General features: G+C 69.6%; 14 protein-coding genes. 8 read left to right on the forward strand and 6 right to left on the reverse strand.

All coding sequences use genetic code 11. The features are described from left to right. The first annotated feature begins 88 nt into the window (after window positions 1-88). From gor to ACVTJA_RS15190, 5 genes are all read left to right on the forward strand, one after another. Window positions 89-1,507 carry a glutathione-disulfide reductase gene (gor, locus tag ACVTJA_RS15170; RefSeq protein ID WP_465837085.1) on the forward strand — a complete coding sequence of 473 codons (1,419 nt, stop codon included), beginning with the start codon at window positions 89-91 and terminating at the stop codon, window positions 1,505-1,507. A gap of 17 nt (window positions 1,508-1,524) precedes the next feature. Continuing rightward, window positions 1,525-2,064, forward strand: coding sequence for a Tsi2 family anti-toxin (locus tag ACVTJA_RS15175; RefSeq protein ID WP_465837086.1), 540 nt, complete (start codon window positions 1,525-1,527; stop codon window positions 2,062-2,064). A 106-nt stretch (window positions 2,065-2,170) separates the two neighbouring features. After that, window positions 2,171-3,466: a DNA polymerase beta superfamily protein gene (locus ACVTJA_RS15180; protein WP_465837087.1), complete on the forward strand. Its 1,296-nt coding sequence runs from the start codon at window positions 2,171-2,173 to the stop codon at window positions 3,464-3,466. Beyond that, entirely contained in the window at window positions 3,463-4,263 is an 801-nt protein-coding gene (locus tag ACVTJA_RS15185; protein WP_465837088.1) for a nucleotidyltransferase domain-containing protein, read from the forward strand. The genes ACVTJA_RS15180 and ACVTJA_RS15185 overlap by 4 nt, the downstream gene beginning before the upstream one ends. Then, window positions 4,260-5,999 (forward strand): HEAT repeat domain-containing protein, encoded by a 1,740-nt coding sequence (locus ACVTJA_RS15190; RefSeq protein WP_465837089.1) that lies wholly within the window; start codon window positions 4,260-4,262, stop codon window positions 5,997-5,999. Before ACVTJA_RS15185 ends, ACVTJA_RS15190 begins: the two co-directional genes overlap by 4 nt. Window positions 6,000-6,008: 9 nt before the next feature. On the opposite strand, the gene ACVTJA_RS15195 is transcribed toward ACVTJA_RS15190, so the two are convergent. The 3 genes from ACVTJA_RS15195 to ACVTJA_RS15205 form a co-directional block, all read right to left on the reverse strand. Then, window positions 6,009-7,544 (reverse strand): hypothetical protein, encoded by a 1,536-nt coding sequence (locus tag ACVTJA_RS15195; RefSeq protein ID WP_465837090.1) that lies wholly within the window; start codon window positions 7,542-7,544, stop codon window positions 6,009-6,011. Window positions 7,545-7,752: 208 nt separating this feature from the next. After that, window positions 7,753-9,063 carry a chitosanase gene (locus ACVTJA_RS15200; RefSeq protein WP_465837091.1) on the reverse strand — a complete coding sequence of 437 codons (1,311 nt, stop codon included), beginning with the start codon at window positions 9,061-9,063 and terminating at the stop codon, window positions 7,753-7,755. Window positions 9,064-9,144: 81 nt separating this feature from the next. Next, window positions 9,145-10,065: a hypothetical protein gene (locus ACVTJA_RS15205; RefSeq protein WP_465837092.1), complete on the reverse strand. Its 921-nt coding sequence runs from the start codon at window positions 10,063-10,065 to the stop codon at window positions 9,145-9,147. Between the two features lie 198 nt (window positions 10,066-10,263). Here ACVTJA_RS15205 and ACVTJA_RS15210 point away from each other — a divergent pair, with 198 nt between their 5' ends. Next, entirely contained in the window at window positions 10,264-11,490 is a 1,227-nt protein-coding gene (locus ACVTJA_RS15210; protein WP_465837093.1) for a DUF885 domain-containing protein, read from the forward strand. Window positions 11,491-11,508: 18 nt separating this feature from the next. Here ACVTJA_RS15210 and ACVTJA_RS15215 read toward each other — a convergent pair whose 3' ends face one another. Together ACVTJA_RS15215 and ACVTJA_RS15220 are read right to left on the reverse strand one after the other, a co-directional pair. Continuing rightward, window positions 11,509-14,661 (reverse strand): poly(A) polymerase, encoded by a 3,153-nt coding sequence (locus ACVTJA_RS15215; protein WP_465837094.1) that lies wholly within the window; start codon window positions 14,659-14,661, stop codon window positions 11,509-11,511. A 198-nt stretch (window positions 14,662-14,859) separates the two neighbouring features. After that, window positions 14,860-16,230: a BamA/TamA family outer membrane protein gene (locus ACVTJA_RS15220; protein ID WP_465837095.1), complete on the reverse strand. Its 1,371-nt coding sequence runs from the start codon at window positions 16,228-16,230 to the stop codon at window positions 14,860-14,862. A gap of 96 nt (window positions 16,231-16,326) precedes the next feature. Between ACVTJA_RS15220 and ACVTJA_RS15225 the strand changes: the two genes are divergently transcribed. Continuing rightward, window positions 16,327-17,058, forward strand: coding sequence for a M90 family metallopeptidase (locus ACVTJA_RS15225; protein ID WP_465837096.1), 732 nt, complete (start codon window positions 16,327-16,329; stop codon window positions 17,056-17,058). A 78-nt stretch (window positions 17,059-17,136) separates the two neighbouring features. Continuing rightward, window positions 17,137-18,090: a type I pantothenate kinase gene (gene coaA / locus ACVTJA_RS15230; RefSeq protein ID WP_465840395.1), complete on the forward strand. Its 954-nt coding sequence runs from the start codon at window positions 17,137-17,139 to the stop codon at window positions 18,088-18,090. A 9-nt stretch (window positions 18,091-18,099) separates the two neighbouring features. Here the strand turns inward: coaA and ACVTJA_RS15235 are convergent, their stop codons facing one another. Beyond that, on the reverse strand, window positions 18,100-20,682 hold the full coding sequence (locus tag ACVTJA_RS15235) for a hypothetical protein (protein WP_465837097.1): 2,583 nt from the start codon (window positions 20,680-20,682) through the stop codon (window positions 18,100-18,102). Window position 20,683 lies beyond the last annotated feature (1 nt).

Genomic DNA, 20,683 nt, shown 5'->3' on the forward strand with positions numbered 1-20,683 from the left:
GCCCCGGCCCCACACTTCCGGTGCCGTGAGCGCCCTCCAGGGGCTATCTCTGGGGGACACGCGCGGCGCACCCGGAGGAGAGAGGACCATGGCCCGTTACGACTTCGACCTGTTCACCATCGGCGGAGGTTCTGGAGGCGTGGCGGCGAGCCGCCGGGCGGGCTCCTACGGCGCGCGCGTGGGGCTGTGCGAGGAGAAGGACCTGGGCGGCACCTGCGTGCACCGGGGCTGCGTGCCCAAGAAGCTGCTGGTGTACGGCTCGCACTTCCACGAGGACTTCCAGGACGCGGCCGGGTACGGGTGGACGGTGCCGGAGCCCACGTTCGACTGGGCGAAGCTGCGCGACGCCAAGGACAAGGAGACGGCGCGGCTGGGCGGTGTGTACGCGCGCCTGTTGCGCGACTCGGGCGTGACGGTGGTGGAGGGGCGCGGGCGACTGGTGGACCCGCACACGGTGGAGGTGGCCGGGAAGCGGTACACGGCCGAGCGCATCCTCGTGGCCACGGGCTCGCGGCCGTACCTGCCGCCGGAGGTGACGGGCATCGAGCATGCGCTCACCTCGGACGACGCGCTGTCCTTCCCCTCGCTTCCGAAGCGGCTGGCGATTGTCGGTGGCGGCTACATCGGCGTGGAGCTGGCGGGTGTGTTCCACGGGCTGGGCTGCAAGGTGACGGTCATCATCCGCGGGCCCACGGTGCTCAACGGCTTCGACGGGGACGTGCGCGCGGTGCTCACGGAGGAGATGCGGAAGAAGGGCATCGAAATCCTCATGGACACCTTCATCCGCGACATCGAGAAGCGCGCGGACGGTGGGGTGAGCCTGCTGACGAGGTCGGGCGAGACGGTGGAGGCGGACGCGGTGCTGTACGCCACGGGGCGCATGCCCAACTCGAGCGGGTTCGGGCTGGAGGAGGCGGGCGTGAAGCTCGACGCGCGCGGCGCCGTCATGGTGGATGAGGGGTCCCGCACCTCGGTGGAGAACATCTACGCGGTGGGGGACGTGACGGACCGGCTCAACCTCACCCCGGTGGCGATTGCGGAGGGACGCGCGCTGGCGGAGACGTTGTTCCACGACAACCCGATGAAGATGGACCACACCAACGTGCCCTCCGCCGTCTTCAGCCAGCCGCCGGTGGCATGCGTGGGGCTGTCGGAGTTCGAGGCGCGCGAGCGGCACGGGAAGGTGGACATCTACGTCGCCAGCTTCAAGCCGATGAAGCACACGCTCAGCGGGCGCAACGAGCGGACGATGATGAAGCTGGTGGTGGAGCGCTCCTCGCAGAAGGTGCTGGGTTGCCACATGGTGGGGGCGGACGCGCCGGAAATCATCCAAGGGCTCGCGGTGGCGGTGAAGTGCGGCGCCACCAAGGCGCAGTTCGACGCCACCGTGGGCATCCACCCCACGGCGGCCGAGGAGTTCGTCACCATGCGCGACAAGCGGCCGGACCCCGAGGCGGCGCTGGCCGCCGAGCGCGGGCACGACGCGGGAGTGACGGGCGCGCACTGAGTGGAGAAGATGGGGCCATGTCCCAGCTGAGCCCACGAACGCTGGCGATGGCCATCCGGGCAGTGGATGCGGAGCTCCGTCGCCTCGAGGCCGAAATCGAGAGCGCGGGCGACGACGTCGACCCGGACGCCCAGGAAATCCACCTGTGCTACGACCTCGCGGCCTCGGACCTCGAGGATGCCTATCGCCTCCTCTGCGAGCGCTTCATCAACCTGGCCCCTTACGAGCAGCTCGTCACCCAGGTCCGATGGGTGAAGGAGCCCCCTCCCATTCGGGAGGATGGGAGCGTTCCGGAAGGAGGGGAGGAAGTCCCGCAGCCACTGAGCTCTCGCGCGCTGGCCATGGCCATCCAGGCGGTAGCGGTGGAGATGCGACTTCTCAGGGACGCAATCGCGAGCACCGGTGGGGACACGGGCGGGGTTGAGGACCTCCCACAGTACGAGGACTACGCGAGCGCGGCCGAGGAGCTCAAGCAGGCCTACCTTCCCCTCGAGAAGGTCTACAGCAACCTGGTGCCCTACGACGTGCTCGTCGGCCGGCTCTCCGCGAAGAGCTAGCACTCCCAGGTGCGTCCCGGTGCCGGGGTAGCATGCCCTCGGGCCGGTCAGGTCCGCGCGGGTGGCTCCGTCCACGATGACCCCGCTGAGCACCGGGAGGTGAGCGATGAGTGATTCTCCGACGGATTCCCCGCGCACGGGCGCCGGACGCATCCGTGGACTGGAGCAGGTGGACCGGCTGTCCGTCCCCCTGCCGCACGGCACCGAGGTGACCACGCGCGTGGAGCGCATGGCCTCGGGCGGACGCCGCATTCCGCAGGGCGTGGTGGGCCGCGTCGTGCGGGCCCATGACGGCGGCTTCGACGTGCAGATTGTCGGCGTGGGCGAGGTGTGGTTCGCCCGCGAGGAGCTGGTGCCCCGGCGCATGGGGCAGGTGAACTTCGCTCGCCGCCGCGAGGCCGCGTGGAGCGCGCTGACGCCGTGCGTGGTGCTGGAGACGCGCGTGGGCAGCCATGCGTGGGGCCTGGCCAACGAGAACTCGGACGTGGACGTGCGCGGCGTCTTCGCGCTGCCGCTGCCGTGGACCTTCGGCCTCGTCGAGGCGCCGATGGACCTGGTCAGCGCCGACGGCAGCACCACCTTCTGGGAGGTGCGCAAGACGGTGGAGCAGGCGCTGCGCGCGGACCCCAACACGCTGGAGACGCTGTTCGTCCCCGGCGCGAAGGCGAAGGACGTGCTCGGCGAGTGGCTCCTCGCGGAGCGTGACGCCTTCGTGTCCAAGGCCATCTTCGGCAGCTTCGGCCGCTACGCCATGAGTCAGCTCGACAAGCTCACCCGCAGCCAGCGGCTGGCCGAGCACCGCGACCTCCTCCTGGAGTGGCTGTGCGAGGACCCGGCCCCGGACCTGGATGAGGTGGCGAAGCGGCTGTCCGCCGTGTCTCCGCGCGGTGCGCCCACGCAGCAGGACGCGCTGCTGGCGGCGAAGACGTACGTGAAGCAGCTCTACCGCTCGCTGTGGGACCAGGGGCTGCTCACGGCCAACGACTTCGCGGCGCTCACCGCGTACGCACGTGGCGGCGGGCAGCGGCCTCCGTCCGCGCGCGAGCTGCGGCCGAAGAACGCGTACAACCTGCTCCGGTTGGTGGCCACGGCCACGGGCTGGCTGCGGGAGGGCGTGCCCACGTTCGAGGCGTCGGGCGCGCTGAAGGCGCGGCTCTTGGACATCAAGGCGGGCCGCGTGCCGCTGGAGGACGTGCTGCGGGACGCGGAGGCCATGGCGCCGGAGCTTGAATCCGCGCACCGGGAGAGCAAGCTGCCGGAGCACCCCGACTATGAGCGGGCGGACCGGCTCTTGCGCCGGGTGGGGGACGAGGTGGCGCGGCGCTGGGTGCTGAAGGAGCCCGGCCCGCTGGGGCGGGATGCGCCGGAGGCCCCGGCCATGGAGTGGAGGGAACCGGAATGAAGGGCACGCTGAAGGAACATGAGCGCGTGGTGGCGGACCGGGTGCTCGACGAGGAGTCGGCGAAGCGCGAGCACCTCGTCATCGCCCTGTCCGGGGCGCACGCGTATGGCTTCCCCTCGCCGGACAGTGATTTGGACTTGAAGTCCATCCACGTGGCGCCCACTGGGGTGCTGCTCGGCCTCCAGCCGAAGCACATCACCGCCGAGCGGCTCCAGGTCATCGACGGCGTGGAGGTGGACTACTCGTCCAACGAGCTGCAGGGAGTGCTTCAGGGCATCCTGCAGGGCAACGGCAACTACATCGAGCGGGTGCTGGGCGCCATCCGCGTGCGCGCCTCGCCGGAGCTGGAGGGGCTCAAGCCGCACGTGCGCGCCGTGCTGTCTCGGCGCGTGCACCGGCACTACCGGGGCTTCGCCCACGGCCAGCTGCGCGAGTGGGAGAAGACGGGCTTCAAGTCCGCGAAGAAGCTCCTCTACGTCCTGCGCACCACGCTGACGGGCACGCACGCGCTGCGCACCGGGGAAATCGAAACGGACGTCACCGAGCTGCTCGACATGTACGGCTTCTCGGAGGCGCACGTGCTGGTGGAGCAGAAGAAGCGCGGCGAGAAGAGCGAGCTGCCCGAGGAGCTGAGCCAGAAGTGGCGCGCGGAGGTGTCGCGCTCCTTCGAGGTTCTCGACGCGGCGCTGGCGGAGTCCGTGCTGCCGGAGGACCCGCCAGGGAAGGCCGTGGATGCGATGGAGGCGTGGATGCTGGACTTGCGTCGTCGGCGGTTCGAGACGGAGAGGATGTCATGAGAGGCCTTGCTGTCGTCCTGTGCGCCTGCTCGTTGCTCTGCGCGGGCGTGGCCCATGCGGCTGAGCCGGCGCCCGCGCTCCTGGAGGCGGAGGCCCTCATCCAGAAGGCGGAGGACGCGGATTCGAACCCCGGCGCGCACGCGATAGTCGCCACCGACGTCGAGCGCGTGCTTCGGGCGCTGCTCGCGCGCTGCCTCGCGGGGACCGAGGAGTGCAAGGAGTTGGAGAGCTTCGGTGCACCCGAGGACAAGGAGCTGCGTCGGGTGGCGCGGAGTGCGGAAGTGCTCATCGGAATGCTCGGCGGGTATGGCACCGCGGACGTGCTTCCTCTCCTCTGGCAACTGGATGCGCGGGGCTCGTTTGCCGCGAGGCGTGCCCGGGAGACGCTCCAGACGCGGTCGATGACCGGAGCCCTCGCCACGCGTCCCTGTGCGCCACCTTCCAAGGAAGAGGTCGCCAGCGAGCTGACCCGCCTCGGAGACTTCGCGGCGCTTCGAGTCGAGGGGGGCAAGCTCGTCGCCGTGAAGCCCACGCAGAAGGAGCTCTCGGACCTCGCGTACTTCCTCGTGGCGGTGCGCGAGGCGGGCACTCCAGTGGGAGAGGGGACGGAGCCCGGTGGCGACTGGCGCCGCCCCGCGCCGACCAACGCCTCGCTCGACGCGGCCTACAAGGAGCTGGGTGAGGCCCGCCTTCGGGGCGACCTCCAGGGCATGGACACCGCGGCACGGCGCTACCTGGTGCTGCTGGGCTACCCGGCGCCGCTCAAGGCAAACGAGGAGAACGCCTACGGCTGGCATGGCTCCCGCTTCGCCTCGGTGATGCGGGAGTGGGCCAGCGTGCAGGAGGACCTCGGTGCCTTCACGGATGCCGCGGCCCTCTATCGCCGAGCCAGTCCGGGAGATGGCGCCTGCGGGACGGGCGTGGACCTCGTCCTCAAGGACCAGATGCTCGCCGTCATCCGCACCACGGAGCAGCACTCGGGCTGCCGCGCCGTGGTCGCCGAGCGCCTGCTGGACGTCGACGGTGAGTTCGATAGCGAGAATGAACCGTCGCCCTACGGGCCGGCGCGGCTGCGCAAGGCGGGCTTCGACCTGGCGCGGCTCTACCGAGGCGCCCTGGTGACGCGTCACCGGGACATTCCCGTGGAGGAGTTGAAGCAGGTGCTCTCGTCCGCCAAGGAGCCGCTGCGCACGGCCGCGCTCCGGCGCCTCCAGGAGCGGGGACCGGAGGCATGGGAGAAGCGGGTGCAGGCCCTCGAGGGGCTCGCGGATGTCGCCCAGCGTGAGGCGCTGGAGCCGGTGCTCGCACTTGCCCTCTCGTCCCTGGGTGACACGCAGCACCGCGCGGTCTCCGCGCTCGGCCGGCTCGCGGAGCGACCCGAATATGACCCCTGTGCGGAGGACGGGATGATGGGCGGCAGCTATTCATCCAGCTTGAGCATGCAACGCCCCATCCGGAAGCTCGCGGAACGCTGCGCCACCGCGCTCAAGCCGAAGGAGCGAGACGGCGTGGCAAGACGCCTCCTGCCGCTCCTCGACTCGAAGGACGGGCGGACGCGCGAAGTCACGGCGGAAGCGCTGGGCATGCTTGGCTCGGCGCTCGCCATCCCCCGGCTGGAGCAACTGGCCACGGATGCCTACACGAGCGGGAACTACCTCTCCGAGGGCGGCACCAAGGAGAGGCCCCGCTACCCCGTCAGGGAAGCGGCGGCCGAGGCCCTGAAGCGGCTCAGGTGAGCGCCCGACTCAGTAACGCGCCTGCACCAGCAGGTTGAAGCCCACGCCGCGCTGGCTCGGGTCTTTCGTGAGGGAGGGTGGGAGCTCGTCGATGGCATGGGCGTGGGAGTACTCCGCCCCGGTCTTCGGTGGCGCGAAGGTGGTTCGCTCCCACGTGTACGAGAGCTCGCCCGCGGCGGCGACCCATCTGAGCAAATCCCACTTCAAGGTGGCCCTGGCGGACACGAGCGGCTGGGGCGCCTGCCCCTCCGGAAGCAGTCTCGCGAATCCCTCCGGGCCGATGAGCCACCAGGAGGGAGCCTGCCCCGCCGTGCTGCTCGCCCTCAGGTGACCCGCGGGGCGCAGGACCCGCATTCCGAGCCCGGGCGTCAGGCCGAGCGCTGCCAGGTGGTAGTCCGCCCCCAGGCTCACACCGAGCTCGGGGCGGCGCTGCGAGCCGCGGAAGAAATCCAGCCACAGGTCCGCGTCTTCCTGCACCACCGCGCCCGCGCTGCGCACGAGCCCCAGGCCATGCAACCGCAGCCGGTTCCAGCGAAGGCGGGCATCCAGGGCCACGATGTTGGTGTGGGCACTTCGAGGGACCCACACCTGAACGCCATCGACGACGCCGAGCTCGGCGTAGCCATTGAGGATGGTGTGGGTGGCCTCGAGCGAGATGCTATGGGAGATGCCCTCCGCGTAGGGCTCGGCCTGGAAGACCTCCTCGAACAGCGCGGGCGACGTGCCGTACAGCCCGAAGTCCACATTCGTCCCGATGGGAGCACCCCGTTCGTGGACGAGCCGCGCGGACACACCTCGGGTGTCATACGGCGGGCTGGAATCGCTGGACCTGCTGCGCTCGAGAAGCTCGGGGTCGAGCTGGCCGGTCTCGGGCCTGAAGAGGCCAGGGTAGCGGCGGTAGCGCGGGACGTACGCGGCCTGGACCTCCGCGCGCAGGGCGAGCGGGAGCGAGACGCCGGCACCTACCCTGGGGGAGAGCAGATGCGTCAGCTCACTCGACTTCAGTGCCGCGAAGACCTGCCAGCGCTCGCGCTTCACCTGGAGCTGAATCCCGTGGGTCAGCCGGCGCTCGACGGAGAGGAAGTTGGACAGCTGCGGCGTCGCCTCCCATCTGCCGTGGAAGGTGCCGGCCCAGGTGGCCGGGTACGCCCATCCCAGGCGCAGCCGGGAGCTGTCGAGCGGGTACACCGTCAGGGAGGCACCCTCGCCTGGGGCCCAGCCCTCCGGACGGTAGCGCACGAAGAGAGAGCTGCCGCTGTCCTGCACCCGCGTCGAAGAGCCCGCCTCCTCGAAACTGCCCCACTGCGCGACCTTCCCAGCGTTGACGGAGAGGTTCGCTCCGAAAAGCCAGGGACTGGCCTCGCGCTCCGGAGACTGCAGCGTGGCGCCCAGGTTGACCCAAGGAGTGAAGTCCCAGGCCGGCTCCAGGGTCTGCTGGGACGTGAAGAACGATGCCCGCGCCCGCACCCAGGGCTCTTCCGCTCGAGCCACCGTGCCCGAGAGCCCGCAGCCCAGCACCGCGAGTCCAACTGCCCACCTCTTCAATGAATGCCGTCCCATCTGCACCGTCACGCGGAGCCAGACTCTCCGCGCGCCCCCCTCCACGAGTCAATGGCACGGGCCGCGTCAGGAGACGCGGGCCCGGCGGGTACGTGCCCGCGCTTCTATCCGAAACGCCGGAGCTCGGTATAGACAGCCGGCCGAACGTGTCTGGCCGTACGCAGTTGCCGACGTCCGAGCACCGCGCTGCGTGTCACTGGCACGAGTACGTGTACGAAGACGGCGTGCTCCACGTGCCATCCGGGTTGATCGCACGCACGGTGTAACCGCTCGCCGGGTACGTCGTCCCCCAGCAGTCGCGGGCGCGGACGTCGTTGCGGAACGCGGTGCTCAAATCCCAGTTCCCCTTGCGGCGCAGCTTCTCGTACGCGGCCACGCGGTCCACGGCGTCAATCCACGTCGAGTCCCCGGCGAGCACGTCGCGGCGCTTCTCCAGGAACTTCTGCAGCCACGCGTTCTCGGTGATGCCGTTGTAGCCGACGGCCGGCGCCACCTGTCCCGAGTTGCCCAGCGCCGTGTTCGTCGCGCGGACCATGCTCTTCACGCCGGACTCGCCGTGGTTGATGTACGCGTCGTACAGCGCCGCCTTGGAGAGCGCCTTGGTGAGGCCCCACTTCGCGGCCTCGTTCATCGCCGGCGTGTAATAGAACTGGTCGCTCACCTGGTCCTGGCAGCTCTTGAAGTCCGCGCGCGTCGTCGTGTTGTTGTAGCTGGCCGCCCAGTCCGCCGGCCAGTTGCCCACCGCGTCGAGCTCCGCCGTGGAGCCCTGGGACTCGCCCGTCTCCTCGTAGCGGTCGTTGATGGTGATGAGCCCCGGCATGTACTTCGCCATCAGGTTGCCGTTGGCCGCGCTGCGCAGGTTGACGTAGCACTGGATGACCAGGATGGCGTCACCCGTGCCCGTGCAGAAGCCCGCGCGCCCGCTGGTGTACCCGCGCCCGTCATCGATGTTCTCCGAGTACGCGTAGTCGATGTTGGGCGTGTCGTTCTCCCAGATGCTCGTCAGGTCCTCCGCCACCTTCTTCTGGTTGGCGCTCAGTCCCGTGCCCGTGGGCGGCGGAGTGCTGCCGCAGCTCGGGTCGCTGATGGTGACGTTGGAGGCGGTGAAGTTCGAGTTGGACGTCGTCGAGTAATAGAACGTGTACGACGCATTCACGCCGATGCTCAGCGCCGAGGTCCGTGAGTACGTACACGTCGTGCCGCTCTGCGTGTGCGTCCAGCCCGGCTCGTCGTAATCACAGACAATGCCGCTGGGGACGCCGAAGGCGATGGTCGGGCTCGTCATCGCCGCCGTGCCGGTGTTCTTGAACGTGAGGGTGCCCCACCAATCCGCGCCCACGTACGTGTTGGTGGTGATGACGTACGAGCACGCCGCCAGCGTCTGCGCGTCCGTCTGCTCGGGCGCCTGCTGCGCCCCTCCCGCGTCCGGCGCACAGCCCGCGAGGGCCGCCGCCATCCCCAGGAGCACCGCCCCCCAGCTCCGCTTCAGTCGACGCTCTCCCATGTCCTGGTCCCTTTCCTGGCGCGAGGGTGAATGACAGATGCATTCGCGCCAGAATTGAAATACCAGAACTCTCCGAGCGCTTCAGGGAGAAGCGTTTTCGAGCCCCGACAGCTTGCGGTTGCGCACCTTCAGCCACGCCTGCTGACGGAAGAGGTACGTGGAGCAGACGCGGCGCCACGTCCACACGTCGGGCAATTCCCACCACTTCGCGGGCGGCTTGAGCCCCTTATCGCGAAGGTTTCCGATGCCGCGGTAGCCCACACCATCGAGTCCGTAGGCGGTGTTCGATTCCAGCATGAGCACCTTGTCGGTGGCGGAGTGGTGGTCCACCACGAGGAAGGTGTGCCCCGAGCGCCACTGGTTGCGCCAGCCCTGCACCAGCGTCCACGGATGCGGCGGAGCGTCCGGCGACGGCGCGAGAATCCCCATGCCGCTCTCCACCGCGGCCGTCACGGGCGAGAAGTAGTCCTCCGTGGAGGCAATCATCATCTGCCGGTGACGGCGCGCATCCCAGACGATGGCGTCGCCGTGCGCGTCGGTGAAGGCCTTCACCGTCAGGGCCTCCACGAAGGTGCAGCAGTTGTTCGCCGCGGGCGGCGCCAGCGGGAGGGTGACTCCGGGGAGTGCCCACGGGTAGCGGGCCAGGTCGAGCTCGTAGCGGTAGTCGCGGAACGCCGCGAGCAGCTTCGTCAGGCGCTCCTCGTCCACGGCGAGGGGCTCGTCCTTGAATGACAGGCGCTGCATGGGCGGGGGCTTCTCCATGTCCAGCAGCCGCGCATAGCTCTGCGTGCGCCAGCGTGTGCAGACCCAGGTGTCGAGCGCGCCCAGGGTGGGCACCTCCAGCCGTACATAGTCGGTGTCGGCGTTCGGGAACTTCGGTCGCTCCTCGAGCACGAAGTAGTCGCCCGGCTCGACGTAGCCCTCGAACTGCGATGCCGTGTCCGGCTGGACGAAGCCGCGCAGTCGGATGGGCAGTCGTGCGACGCGATAGGTGTCCGCCATGTGTCCCCCTGTGTAGGTGCTCCGGCCATCATTGCACGTTTGAGCAATCCAGTTGCTGTGTGGCCGTACACATGCCGGCTACAACCCCGGAGCACTGCCTGCATGCGCTTCCCATTCCTGTCGGCTCTCGTCCTGTCCTCATTGATGTTTGCCTGTGCCACCCAGGGCCCAGCGCCCGCGCCTTCAGGAGGAATGCCTGTGAAGAGCTCCTCTCCATTGGACGCCGCAGCCGAGCAGTATGTGAAGCTCGTCCTCGCCCTGGGCCAGCACGGTGAGAGCGACGTGGATGCCTATTACGGACCGGAGGACTGGGCCCGGGAGGCTCGCACCACGCAACTGCCATTGGCGGAGATAGGCCAGCGCGCCGCGGAAGTGATGAAGGCCGTGGAGGCCGTGCCCGTGCCCGACGATGCGCTCGTGGCGATGCGCCGTCGCTTCCTGCTCACCCAGCTCACCGCGCTGTCCACGCGGGTGCGGATGCTGTCGGGGGAGCGACTGTCGTTCGACGACGAGAGCCAGGCCCTCTACGGCGCGCGTGCGCCGCGCCACTCCGAGGAGGAATTCGAGGCCGTGCTCGCGCGGCTCGAACAGGTGGTGCCCGGTTCCGGTCCCCTGGGCGAGCGCGTCGACCGCTTCCGCCAGCGCTTCGTCATCCCCGCGGACAAGCGCGATGCGGTGTACCGCGCCGTCATCGCCGAGTCCCGCCGACGCACCCTCCAGCATGGGGTGTTGCCGGCCCATGAGCGCTTCACGCTGGAGTACGTCTCGGACAAGCCGTGGGGGGCCTACAACTGGTTCAAGGGCAACGCGACCAGCGTCATCCAAATCAACACCGGGCTGCCGGACTTCCTCTGGCGCTCCGTCGTGCTGGCCGCGCACGAGGGCTACCCCGGCCACCATGTCTACAACTCCCTGCTGGAACAGCACCTGGTGCGGGAGCGCGGGTGGGTGGAGTTCACGGTGTACCCGCTCTACTCCCCCATGTCCTTCATCGCCGAGGGCAGCGCGGACCATGGCGTCGAGCTGGCCTTCCCCGACGCGGAGGCCTACGTGCGCGACGTGCTCTTCCCGCTCGCCGGGTTCGACCCGAAGGACGCCGCCCGGTACATGCGATTGGAGGCGCTGCTCGAGCAGCTCTCCTATGCGAACACCGAGGTCGCGCGTGCCTACGTCGACGGCAGGCTCGGCAGGGAGGCGGCGCGCGACTGGCTGATGCGCTACGCGTTGATGACTCCCGAGCGCGCCGAGCTCGTGATGACGAGCATCGAGGCGGGCCGCTCGTATGTCATCAACTACAACCTGGGACGCGACCTGGTGAAGCAGTACGTGGAACGCCGGGCCGGACCGGGCGCCACCCAGGAGCGGCGCTGGGAGGTGTTCCTCGACCTGCTCGCCTCGCCCCGCCTGCCCGCGGACCTGCGGTGAGCACCCGCGTGCCCGCGCTCAGGGCGTCAGCTCCGCGAGGAGCACGGCCCCTTCGGGACGGTGCTCCCAGTCCTGGAAGGCCTGGCAGAACTCGTTGACCTTCTCCATGAGGACCGTGCGCGGGACGGACCTGGCGTCCAGGCCGATGACGAAGGTGCTGTCGTCCTCGGAGGAGGTCGGGGGCAGGGGACGCGCGAAGACGCGGCGGTCGCCCTCCAGCCGGTAGACCAGCGCGGTGAGATGTCCGAGCACCCAACCCGCGGCCACCTCGTACGCATCGGAGGTCGGCGCCTCGACGGTGAGCTCCAGCCGCGAGGGGAGCGCGTCGGCCAGGGGCTCGAAGAGGGCTTCCCAGGATGCTGGGGTGCCGTCGGCGCGGGCCTTCTCCACGAGCTTTCCGGCCCGGGTCAGCTCATCGCGCAGCACCCGCGAGGTGGAGCGCGACACATTCCGCGCGGTGTTCCGCACCGGCGCCGAGGGCGCGATGACGGGCAGCAGGTCCCGCTTGCCATCGGGCCGGTAGCCGGCCGTCTCGGGAGTGAGGGACACCGGCTGCGGCCAGCGCCAGAGGGAGAACGTCTCGAAGAACCAGGCGAGCAGGGACACGTCGGACGCCGTCGCCTCTCGGGGCGCCCGCGTACAGGTCCAGGCCGCGAGCACCGCCCAGGACAATCCGCCCAGATAGCCCAGGGCATGCGAGTAGATGCCGCGCGCCTTCGCCCACGCCTTCACGGTGCGCAGCAGCGTGCGGAAGCGCTCCAGCCCGGCGCCTGCTCGCGTCACCTCGTCGAGCAGGCGCTGCGTGTCCAGCAGGCCGAGCACGGAGCGCAGGCCGGGGGTGTCCAGGGCATCCCCGTGCCGGGCGACGAGCACCTCGGGCGGGCAGGGCGCCACGCCTTCCGGAAGGCTCGCGTAGGAGAGGTCGAAGCTCACGCCGTCCAGCGACAGCTTCACCAGCGGAATCGCGGCATCCGCCACGAAGCGGCCGGAGGCGGAGGGCTCGCGCTCCAGCGCATCGAGGAGCGCCTTCGCGAAGGCTTCGCGCGACAGATGCGAGGGGCCGATGGCCACCGCGTCCACGTCGCTGCCCGCGCCATCCGTTCCGAGAAGGTACGAGCCATATGGGTGCAGCTCCGTCCCCACGTGTGCACAGAGCGACTGGAGCCGTTCCACGGCAGTGGTGCGCGCGCGCCGGGACTCGGAGGAAGCCGCCGGAGCATGGGCGGACAACGCAGCCCGGAGGGCTTCATCCTCCCGAGCCGAGGCGTCTGCTGTACGGCGACCTGCGCCTCCATCTCTTCCTCCGAGGGGAATCCTTCGCACGACCTCGAACGGGGTATCGCCCTTCCTGCGGATGATGCACACCTCACGCGCCTCGAAGGTGAGCGGGCGCCAGTGCTTCGCCCAGCCGGCAATCGTGCGCGCGATGTCCGCCGCTCCCGAGCATGGGAGCTGTCCGACGGACATGTGCGGGGTGAAGCCACGCGCCGACTTGCGGCCCTGCTCGTCGCACTCGGGCATGGCCTGCTCCAGCGCCGCATGCAGGGCCTTCAGGGCACCCTGCGGCCGGTCCTCGGGACGCAGCCAGGCGGTGACGTTGGCGCGGTGCTCGAAGTGGCTGAAGTCGGACAGCGTCACCTCGAAGGGCTTCATGCCTAGCAGCGCTTCCGAGAGCCGTACTTCCGCCTCGTCGAAGTACTCCTCGGGAACGAAGGGGTAGAGCAGGGTGACGTGTGGCATCCACCGCTGGAACTTCGAGTCATGTTTGCGGCGCAGGGCCTGGATGGGCTCCCACACCGCGTCGGGCGGGATGAGCACCACCGCCGTGTGGTGGACGAGCGGCGGCCTGCGCTCGCGGGCATACGCCGGAGCGGCCTCCGCGCGCGGCGAGGGGCTCCGGTGCAGGACGCAGCGGAGGCCGAAGTGGTCCGACGCGTAGAGCGCGGCTCCGGTGGGGCCTGGAGGCCCTTCCAATGGGGACTCTCCGATGAGGTCCACCGCCTCCGGAACGAGCCGCCCCGAAGGAGAGCCCACCAGCACCCGGTCCAGGCGGAGGCTCCGGCCCGTGCCGGTCGTGAACGCGGCGAGGGCATTCCGTGCGGGGTCGTACGTCTCTCCGCTCTCGGCGGGCCGCAGTGTCGGCCACGCATCCACGAAGCCGACCCGGACGAAGGCGTCGAACTCCGGGGCGCCTTCTCCGAAGTTGAAGTCACCCGCGAGCACCACGTCCGAGCCTTGCGTGAGGAGCGAGTGTGCCCACTCGGTGATGGTCTCGACCTGCTCGGCCCGCGCGGAGACTCCCGCGGGTGTGCGGCTGCTCGTCAGGTGCTGCGTGGCCACCCACAGCGGACCTCCGCTCAGGGCCAGCTCACCCATGATGAGCCGCTTGTCTCGCGAGAAGACGTGTTGGCTCAGCGAGGCGAATGGCAGGCGGGACAGGAGCAGCTGACCGGACGGAGTCACCGTCGCCGCGCCCGGTCCATCCGAGACCTGGTAGTGCTCGCGCACCCACGGCGCGTCGAGCAGCGCGCGGAGGAACGAAGGCGTCACCTCCTGCAAGGCGATGACGTCCGCGTCGGAGTCACGCAGCACCGCGAGGGCCGCGGGCGTTCGTCGCTCCGTGTCGAGGCCGTCCCCGTCATACAGGTCGAAGAGGACGTTGAGCGTGGTGACGGTGAATCGCTCGACGTTGGCTTCTGCCTGCTCGGGCGGGGACTCCCCCCAGGCGCCGGCGCTCGTGTCGAAGCGCCATCCCGGCAGAGGCTTGTATCCACGCGAGGCATGCTGTCCCGGCGCGGACGTCTTCCCGGCGGATGCGGAGGCAGCAGTCACCTCCGGCGCGGATGCAGCGTCGTCCCGCGCCGGTTCTACTGGCTCGGGCTTCTTTTCGACCGCGGTGGGCGCCGGAGCCACCACGGGCTCCGGCGGGATGAGCGAGTCGAGCAGGTCGAGGCGCTGTCGGCGGTCCCACACCACCTGCTTCCCGCGCTTGAAGTACCAGACGCGGTGCCAGGGAATCTCCCCGTCGGGGACAAAAGCCTCGAAGGGCATCTCCTCCAGTTGTTCGAGGTGCGCGTCGTAGCCGATGGAGAACTCGCGCGCGTCGAGCCGCGGGTCCCAGCGGATGCGGTGGTACACCTCGCGGCTGGTCGTGAAGCGTTCCTGGGACATGGCGGCCACCGGAGGAGAGAGGACGAAGCAGCGTACACGCGCGGGCCACCCCGTAGACCGAGGCCCTTCGCGCGGAGGCACCTGACGCCCGCCGTTGTCACCGGCTGACACGTGCCACCCCTCGCCGTTCACCGGCCGCCATGCCGAACACATGGCCACGGCGCGGGCGTGCGGCAACGTGCCCGGAGGCACCTCAGCTCAGGACGGATTCACCCCCGCCACGAGGTAGAAGCGGAACTCGCCCGAGTTCACCCCGTACGCCACGTCCACACCCACCAGCGGCAGGACGACGTTGCGCAGGTACAGGCGCAGGCCCGCTCCCACGCCCTGGGCCAGCGTGGCGCCGTCCAGCCCCTCCTTCGCGTCCGGCAGGTAGCCGCGCACCACGCGGCCATTCACGTCGCGCAGCTGCCGGTCCTCGGGAATGTCCCGCCACAGCATCAGCCCCGTGTCGGAGAAGCCCACGCCCCGGAAGGACAGCGAGCTCACCGTGAAGAGGGGGAAGTGGTACTCGGCGGTGAAGGACACCCGCGTGTCGCCGCGGAACTGGCGGTGCAGGAAGCCGCGCAGCGAGTTGCCGCCCATCGTCAGCTCCTGGTGGAAGGGCAGGTCCATGCCCGCCACCGCCTCGCCGCGCAGCACCAGGTTGTGCTCGCCCATCAGCCGCAGGCCGTGCCGGTACAACAACCCGAAGCGCCGGTAGGTGAACTCGCTCCACACGCCGGGGCTGGACACCTCGTACGAGGCCTCGAGGTTGATGCCCTCCATCACCGCGTGCAGGTTCTGCCGCGTGTCGATGCCCACCATCAGTCGCAGCGACGCGTCGCGCTGCGAGGGGCCCGTGGAGAAGGCCTCCTCCGTGACTTCCTCTTCGGGGTCCGGCGACTTCGCGTCCACGCTCATCAGCCGGTACTTCGCGGCGGCGCGCACGCGCTCGAAGAGCATCACCCCGAGCTCCCCGGCGATGGACGCCGTGTTGATGCGCGTGCGGCGCACCACCTCCGGGTCCTCCTGGCTCGCCCCGGGCTGGTACTCGTCCACGCGGTCGCTCTTGATTTGTCCCTCCAGGCTGAAGCGCAGCTGCGGCAGGCCGAAGAGGTTCGGGTCCAGGTAGCCCGCGAACAGGCCGCTCTCCGCCGTGCTCACCTGCGCCGCCGCGCCGAACTTCTTGCTGCGGCCCCACAGGTTGTTCTCCGCGTACAGCACCCCGCCGCCGACGTTGGCCGAGGACAGCGAGAAGGTGGGCGCCACCACCCACGAGGCCTTGTCCTCCACCTCCAGGATGAGGCGCACGTGGTTCGGCGCCGTGTACTCGGTGCTCACGCGCACCTCCTGGAAGAGGCCGGTGGCCACCAGGCGTCGCTCCACCTTCGTCAGCTCTTCCGGAGTGAGGGTGTCGCCCGCGTCGATGCGCGCGTAGGCCTGCACCGTCTCGGGCTTCGTCTTCTCCGGGCCGCGGACCACCACCTCGTCCACCACCTGCTCCGGCCCCGTGTCCTGCGCGCCCGCGCGGGGTGCCAGCAGCGCCAGCGTCAGCGCCACGCACCACATCACCACTCGTCCACTCATTGCTCGTGCCACGTCCGTGCCGTCTTCGAGGGGGCCTCCGGCCTTCGGCCCTGGGGGGGAACCCAACCCTACCCGGACATCTGCTATGCCTTCCCCATGATTTCACTCCTCCGCCAGCTCCGCCGACGGCGCCTGCTGCGCCGGCCCTTCCCGGCGGACTGGCTGGGTTACCTCGACGCGCGGGTGCCCTTCTTCCGCGCGCTGTCACCCGAGCTGCGAGCGCCCTTCCTGGACAAGCTCAAAGTCTTCGCCTGGGAGAAGGAGTTCATCGGCGCCGGAGGGCTGACCGTCACCGACGAGATTCGCGCGGTGGTCTCCGCCACGGCGGTGCAGCTCGTGGTGCACCTGGACCTGTCGTATTACGACCGGCTCCGCGAGGTCATCGTCTATCCGGACGCCTTCAAGCTGCCGGACCGCACCGGTGTGGTGCTGGGCGAGGCGAAGCACTGGGGCTCCGTCATCCTCTCGTGGCAGGCGGTGCTCAACGGCCTGAGCAACCCCGGGGACGGGCACGACACCGCCGCGCACGAGTTCGCCCACGTGTTGGACCGCGCGGACGGAGCCTTCGACGGGACGCCGAAGCTGCGGGCGTACTCGCACTACCAGGCATGGGCCTCCGTCATGAGCGAGCACTTCCAGAAGCTCCAGCAGGGCGGGCGCCGCGAGCGGCAGGTAATGGACGACTACGGCGGCCTCAACGAGGCGGAGTTCTTCGCCGTGGCCACCGAGTCCTTCTTCGAGAAGCCCCGGCAGATGCGGGAGAAGACGCCGGATTTGTATGAAGAGCTGAAGCGCTTCTACGGTTGGGACCCGGCCACGGGTACCTGAAGCCCCGCGCGCCGCGTACGCCCTTGTGGTAGGCGGCGGAGGGGAAGGGTGTCCATTCTCCTGGAGGAGCACCTCATCATGTCCGCACCCGGCAGCACGGCTGCTTCCATGTTCATCGACCTGGAGCGCGAGGCGTGGCGGGGCCTGCGTGCCTCCACGCCGCTGCCGCTCGCCACGGCCGACATCGAGGGACTGCGCGGCCTGGGCGAGCAGTTGGATTTGGAGGAGGTGGTGGATGTCTACCTGCCGCTCTCCCGGCTGCTCAACCTCCAGGTGGCCGCGGCCCAGCGCCTGTGGGCGGACCAGCAGGCGTTCCTGGGCGGCACCGCGCGGAAGGTGCCCTACATCATCGCCATTGCGGGAAGCGTGGCGGTGGGCAAGAGCACGACGGCCCGCATCCTCCAGGCGCTCCTGGCGCGCTGGCAGGACCATCCGCGCGTGGAGTTGGTGACGACGGACGGCTTCCTCTTCCCCAACCGCGTCCTCACCGAGCGCGGGCTGATGAAGCGCAAGGGCTTCCCGGAGAGCTATGACCGGCGCGGGCTGGTGCGCTTCCTCGCGGAGCTGAAGGCGGGCCGCGCGGAGGTGACGGCGCCGGTGTACTCGCACCTCGTCTACGACGTGGTGCCCGACGAGGCGAAGGTCATCCGCCAGCCGGACATCCTCATCCTGGAGGGGCTCAACGTCCTCCAGTCCGGCCCCGTGGAGGGGACTCGGATGCCGGGCACGTTCCTGTCCGACTTCTTCGACTTCTCCATCTACGTGGACGCGAGCGAGCAGGACATCCGGCACTGGTACGTGAATCGCTTCCTCCAGCTCCAGCAGACGGCGTTCCGCGACGAGCGCAGCTACTTCCGCCGCTTCTCCGAGCTCACCCGCGAGCAGGCCGTGGCGATGGCCGAGTCCGTCTGGGCGGAGATCAACGGGCCCAACCTGGCGCAGAACATCGCGCCCACCCGCTCGCGCGCGCGGCTCATCCTCACCAAGGGGCCGGACCACAAGGTGAAGCGGGTACGGCTGCGAAAGCAGTAGGCGTGGCGGTTATTGGCGGGGCAGGGGCTTCAAAACCGACTCCGGCAAGGTGAATCGCGCGCGCAGGCCGTTGCGGCGAATCTGGTTCAGCCACTCGCGCGCCTCCTGTACGCCGAGCCCTCGGCGCAGGAGGGTGAAGAAGAGGTAACAGAACTCGTCCGGCAGGCTGTTGGCGAACGTCAACGGGTCGTCGTCGCCGAGCGCCACCAGCACGGGGCCGCCCTCCGGCATGGGCTGGCCCGGCATGGGCTGCAGGCGGAAGAGGGGATGCTCCTCGAGGGGCACGTCCCCGATGAGCATGTTGCTGGAGGGGTTGGCCTCCACGGTGATTCCCAGACGCGAGAAGAGCTTCCGCATGAAGCGCTGGGCCTCGTGCAGCATCCTCCGCTCGGCGGCGTCCACCTGTACCTCCTCGGGGGCCTGCCCCCGCACGTAGACGCCCGGGTCCGTCAGGTAGAGGAAGAGCAGGTCACGCGCGCTCCCCGTGTCGCGTGGGCGTGAGGCGTCGAGCATGAAGGGGTACCGCGCGGTGTTCAGGAGGAACTCGGGGACGTGGCGCAACTGCCGCGCACGGATGAGAGCCTCCACGTTCCGGTAGGTGTCGCCGTAGATGGCGCGGGCCAGCCCGTCGATGCGGCCGTGGAGCCAGTCCACCCGTCCCGCCTCGCCCCGCATGTCCCCCGCGCGGCAGCGGGCGAGCTCCCAGAGCAGGTCGTCCAACAGCTCCTCGCGGGGCTGACAGACGGTAGGAGCTGTCTGGGCCCAGCGCTCCGGGTCCAGCGCGAGCGCGAAGGCGTGGCCCATCCGGTCCCCGGGCTGGAGCGCGCCGAACTCCAGGGGCTCGTGCATGCGGCGCAGCCCCTCCGCGAGCCGCCGGAAGTCCTCACCCGCGTGGAGCGTCAGCCGGAAGGGCGGAATCCGGGCATGTGGGGTCAGCAGCCGGGCCGCCTCGCGCGAGGCCTCGCGCAGGCGCTTGAGGAGCGGCAGGAAGACCCAGGTGGGAATGGCCAGCTCCAGGTTGCAGGTGTCCATGCCCCGCAGATAGATGAGCAGTTCTGGATGGCGGCGCAGGGCGCGCTCGATGGCCACCACCTCGTATTGGCACCGCTGGTAGTAACTGCCGAAGCGGCAGCCGTAGACCAGGTCGGACGGGTCCGCGTGGCGCATCCTGGCGGAGCCCCGCTCCTCGCGGTCCAATTCCTTCACGAAGTGCAGCATCACGCCCCGCTCCGTCTGAACATGGGCCGGGCCCGGGGCCGTGGCGATGGCGCGGATGAGCTGACGGTTCAGGTGCCACAGTCTCTCGGGCGCGGTGCGGACCTCGAGCGACTTGAGCGGCAACCCGCGTGATTCCAGGGCGAGCGCCGAGCTCATCAGCAACTCCGTCCCCATGTCCAGGCGCAGCGCGGAGACGCGCTTGTAGTGGATGGTGAACCAGTCCAGCCCGGCCGTTCCCGGCTGCTGGACGAGGTGGCGGTAGGTGCGGTTGCGGATGCGCTCGTACTGCCAGAAGAGCTGTGCGAACTGTTCCTCGTCCGGGTTGTCCCGGATGAACATCAGGGCCTTGGCCGCCAGCCGTGTCTCGGGCAGCGCTCCCTGCCGCATGTTGAACCAGGCGTACAGGGGATCCGCGCTCCGGATGTCCTCCAGGGCGCGCGGGCGCCTCTTGCTCGAATCCGGGGGAAGTCCGGTGTACTGCAGCCGGCGGAGGACGGGACGAAGCTGCCTGCTCCCAACGGCATCCACACCACTAGCGAGGGCGGCGAGGGCCCTCAGGTGCAGCGAGGCGTCCGGCCCCCGCGCGACGAGCTTCCGGACGAAGGGGATGAAGGTGGGCTCACCGCTCCGCTTCACCAGCCCCAGGTCCCAGTGCCAGAGGAAGGCAGCGAGGGTGATTCGGGCCAGGGCCGCGGTGACGAGCCAGTCCAGGAACGACTCCGGCGTGCCGAAGGGAACGCCCCCCTTGGTGCGGAGCTTCTCCTCCGGGGGCGCGTGCAGCCCGATGCGAGCCATGAGGTGCGTCCACAGCCACTCGAAGGAGACGGCCGCGCCGAGGTGCAGGTGGGTCTGCGCGATGCCCTCCTCCTGGAAGAAGTGCCCCAGGTGGGCGGTGCCCAGAGTGATGAAGTCCGTCGTGGGCTCGTTCCGGTTCGCCGCGGCGCTCGCGGCGATGAGCAGGTCCGGCGGGAGGACGAGTGACACCCAGCGCCAGCGCTCAGCCAGTCGCTCGATGGAGCGCTCGTCGTGATGACCCAGCGTCACCTGATGCCCCAGAACGAGCAGGTGCCTGTCGGCGATGTGGCGCAAGAGACGCTCCAGCGGAAGCTCCCGACCTCCCGCCGTGGACGACGGCCGCGAGAACGCAACCCAGGCCTGCTCTCGAATCTGCTTGAGCATCTCCAGGGACAGCCCGCGCGCGATGGGCCGCAGCTTGTCGATGAGGGCATCCGAGAGCCGCTGGGAGTCACCCACGTAGAGTCCGTGCGAGTTTCGCACCAGGGTGGAGAGCGCCAGCTCGAAGGACAGCTCGGACGTGAAGGGGAAGGACAGGACTTCCGCTTCGAGGTGGGACGTGTTCGCGACCGTGGTCATG

The organism is Pyxidicoccus sp. M6 (genome assembly GCF_055568925.1).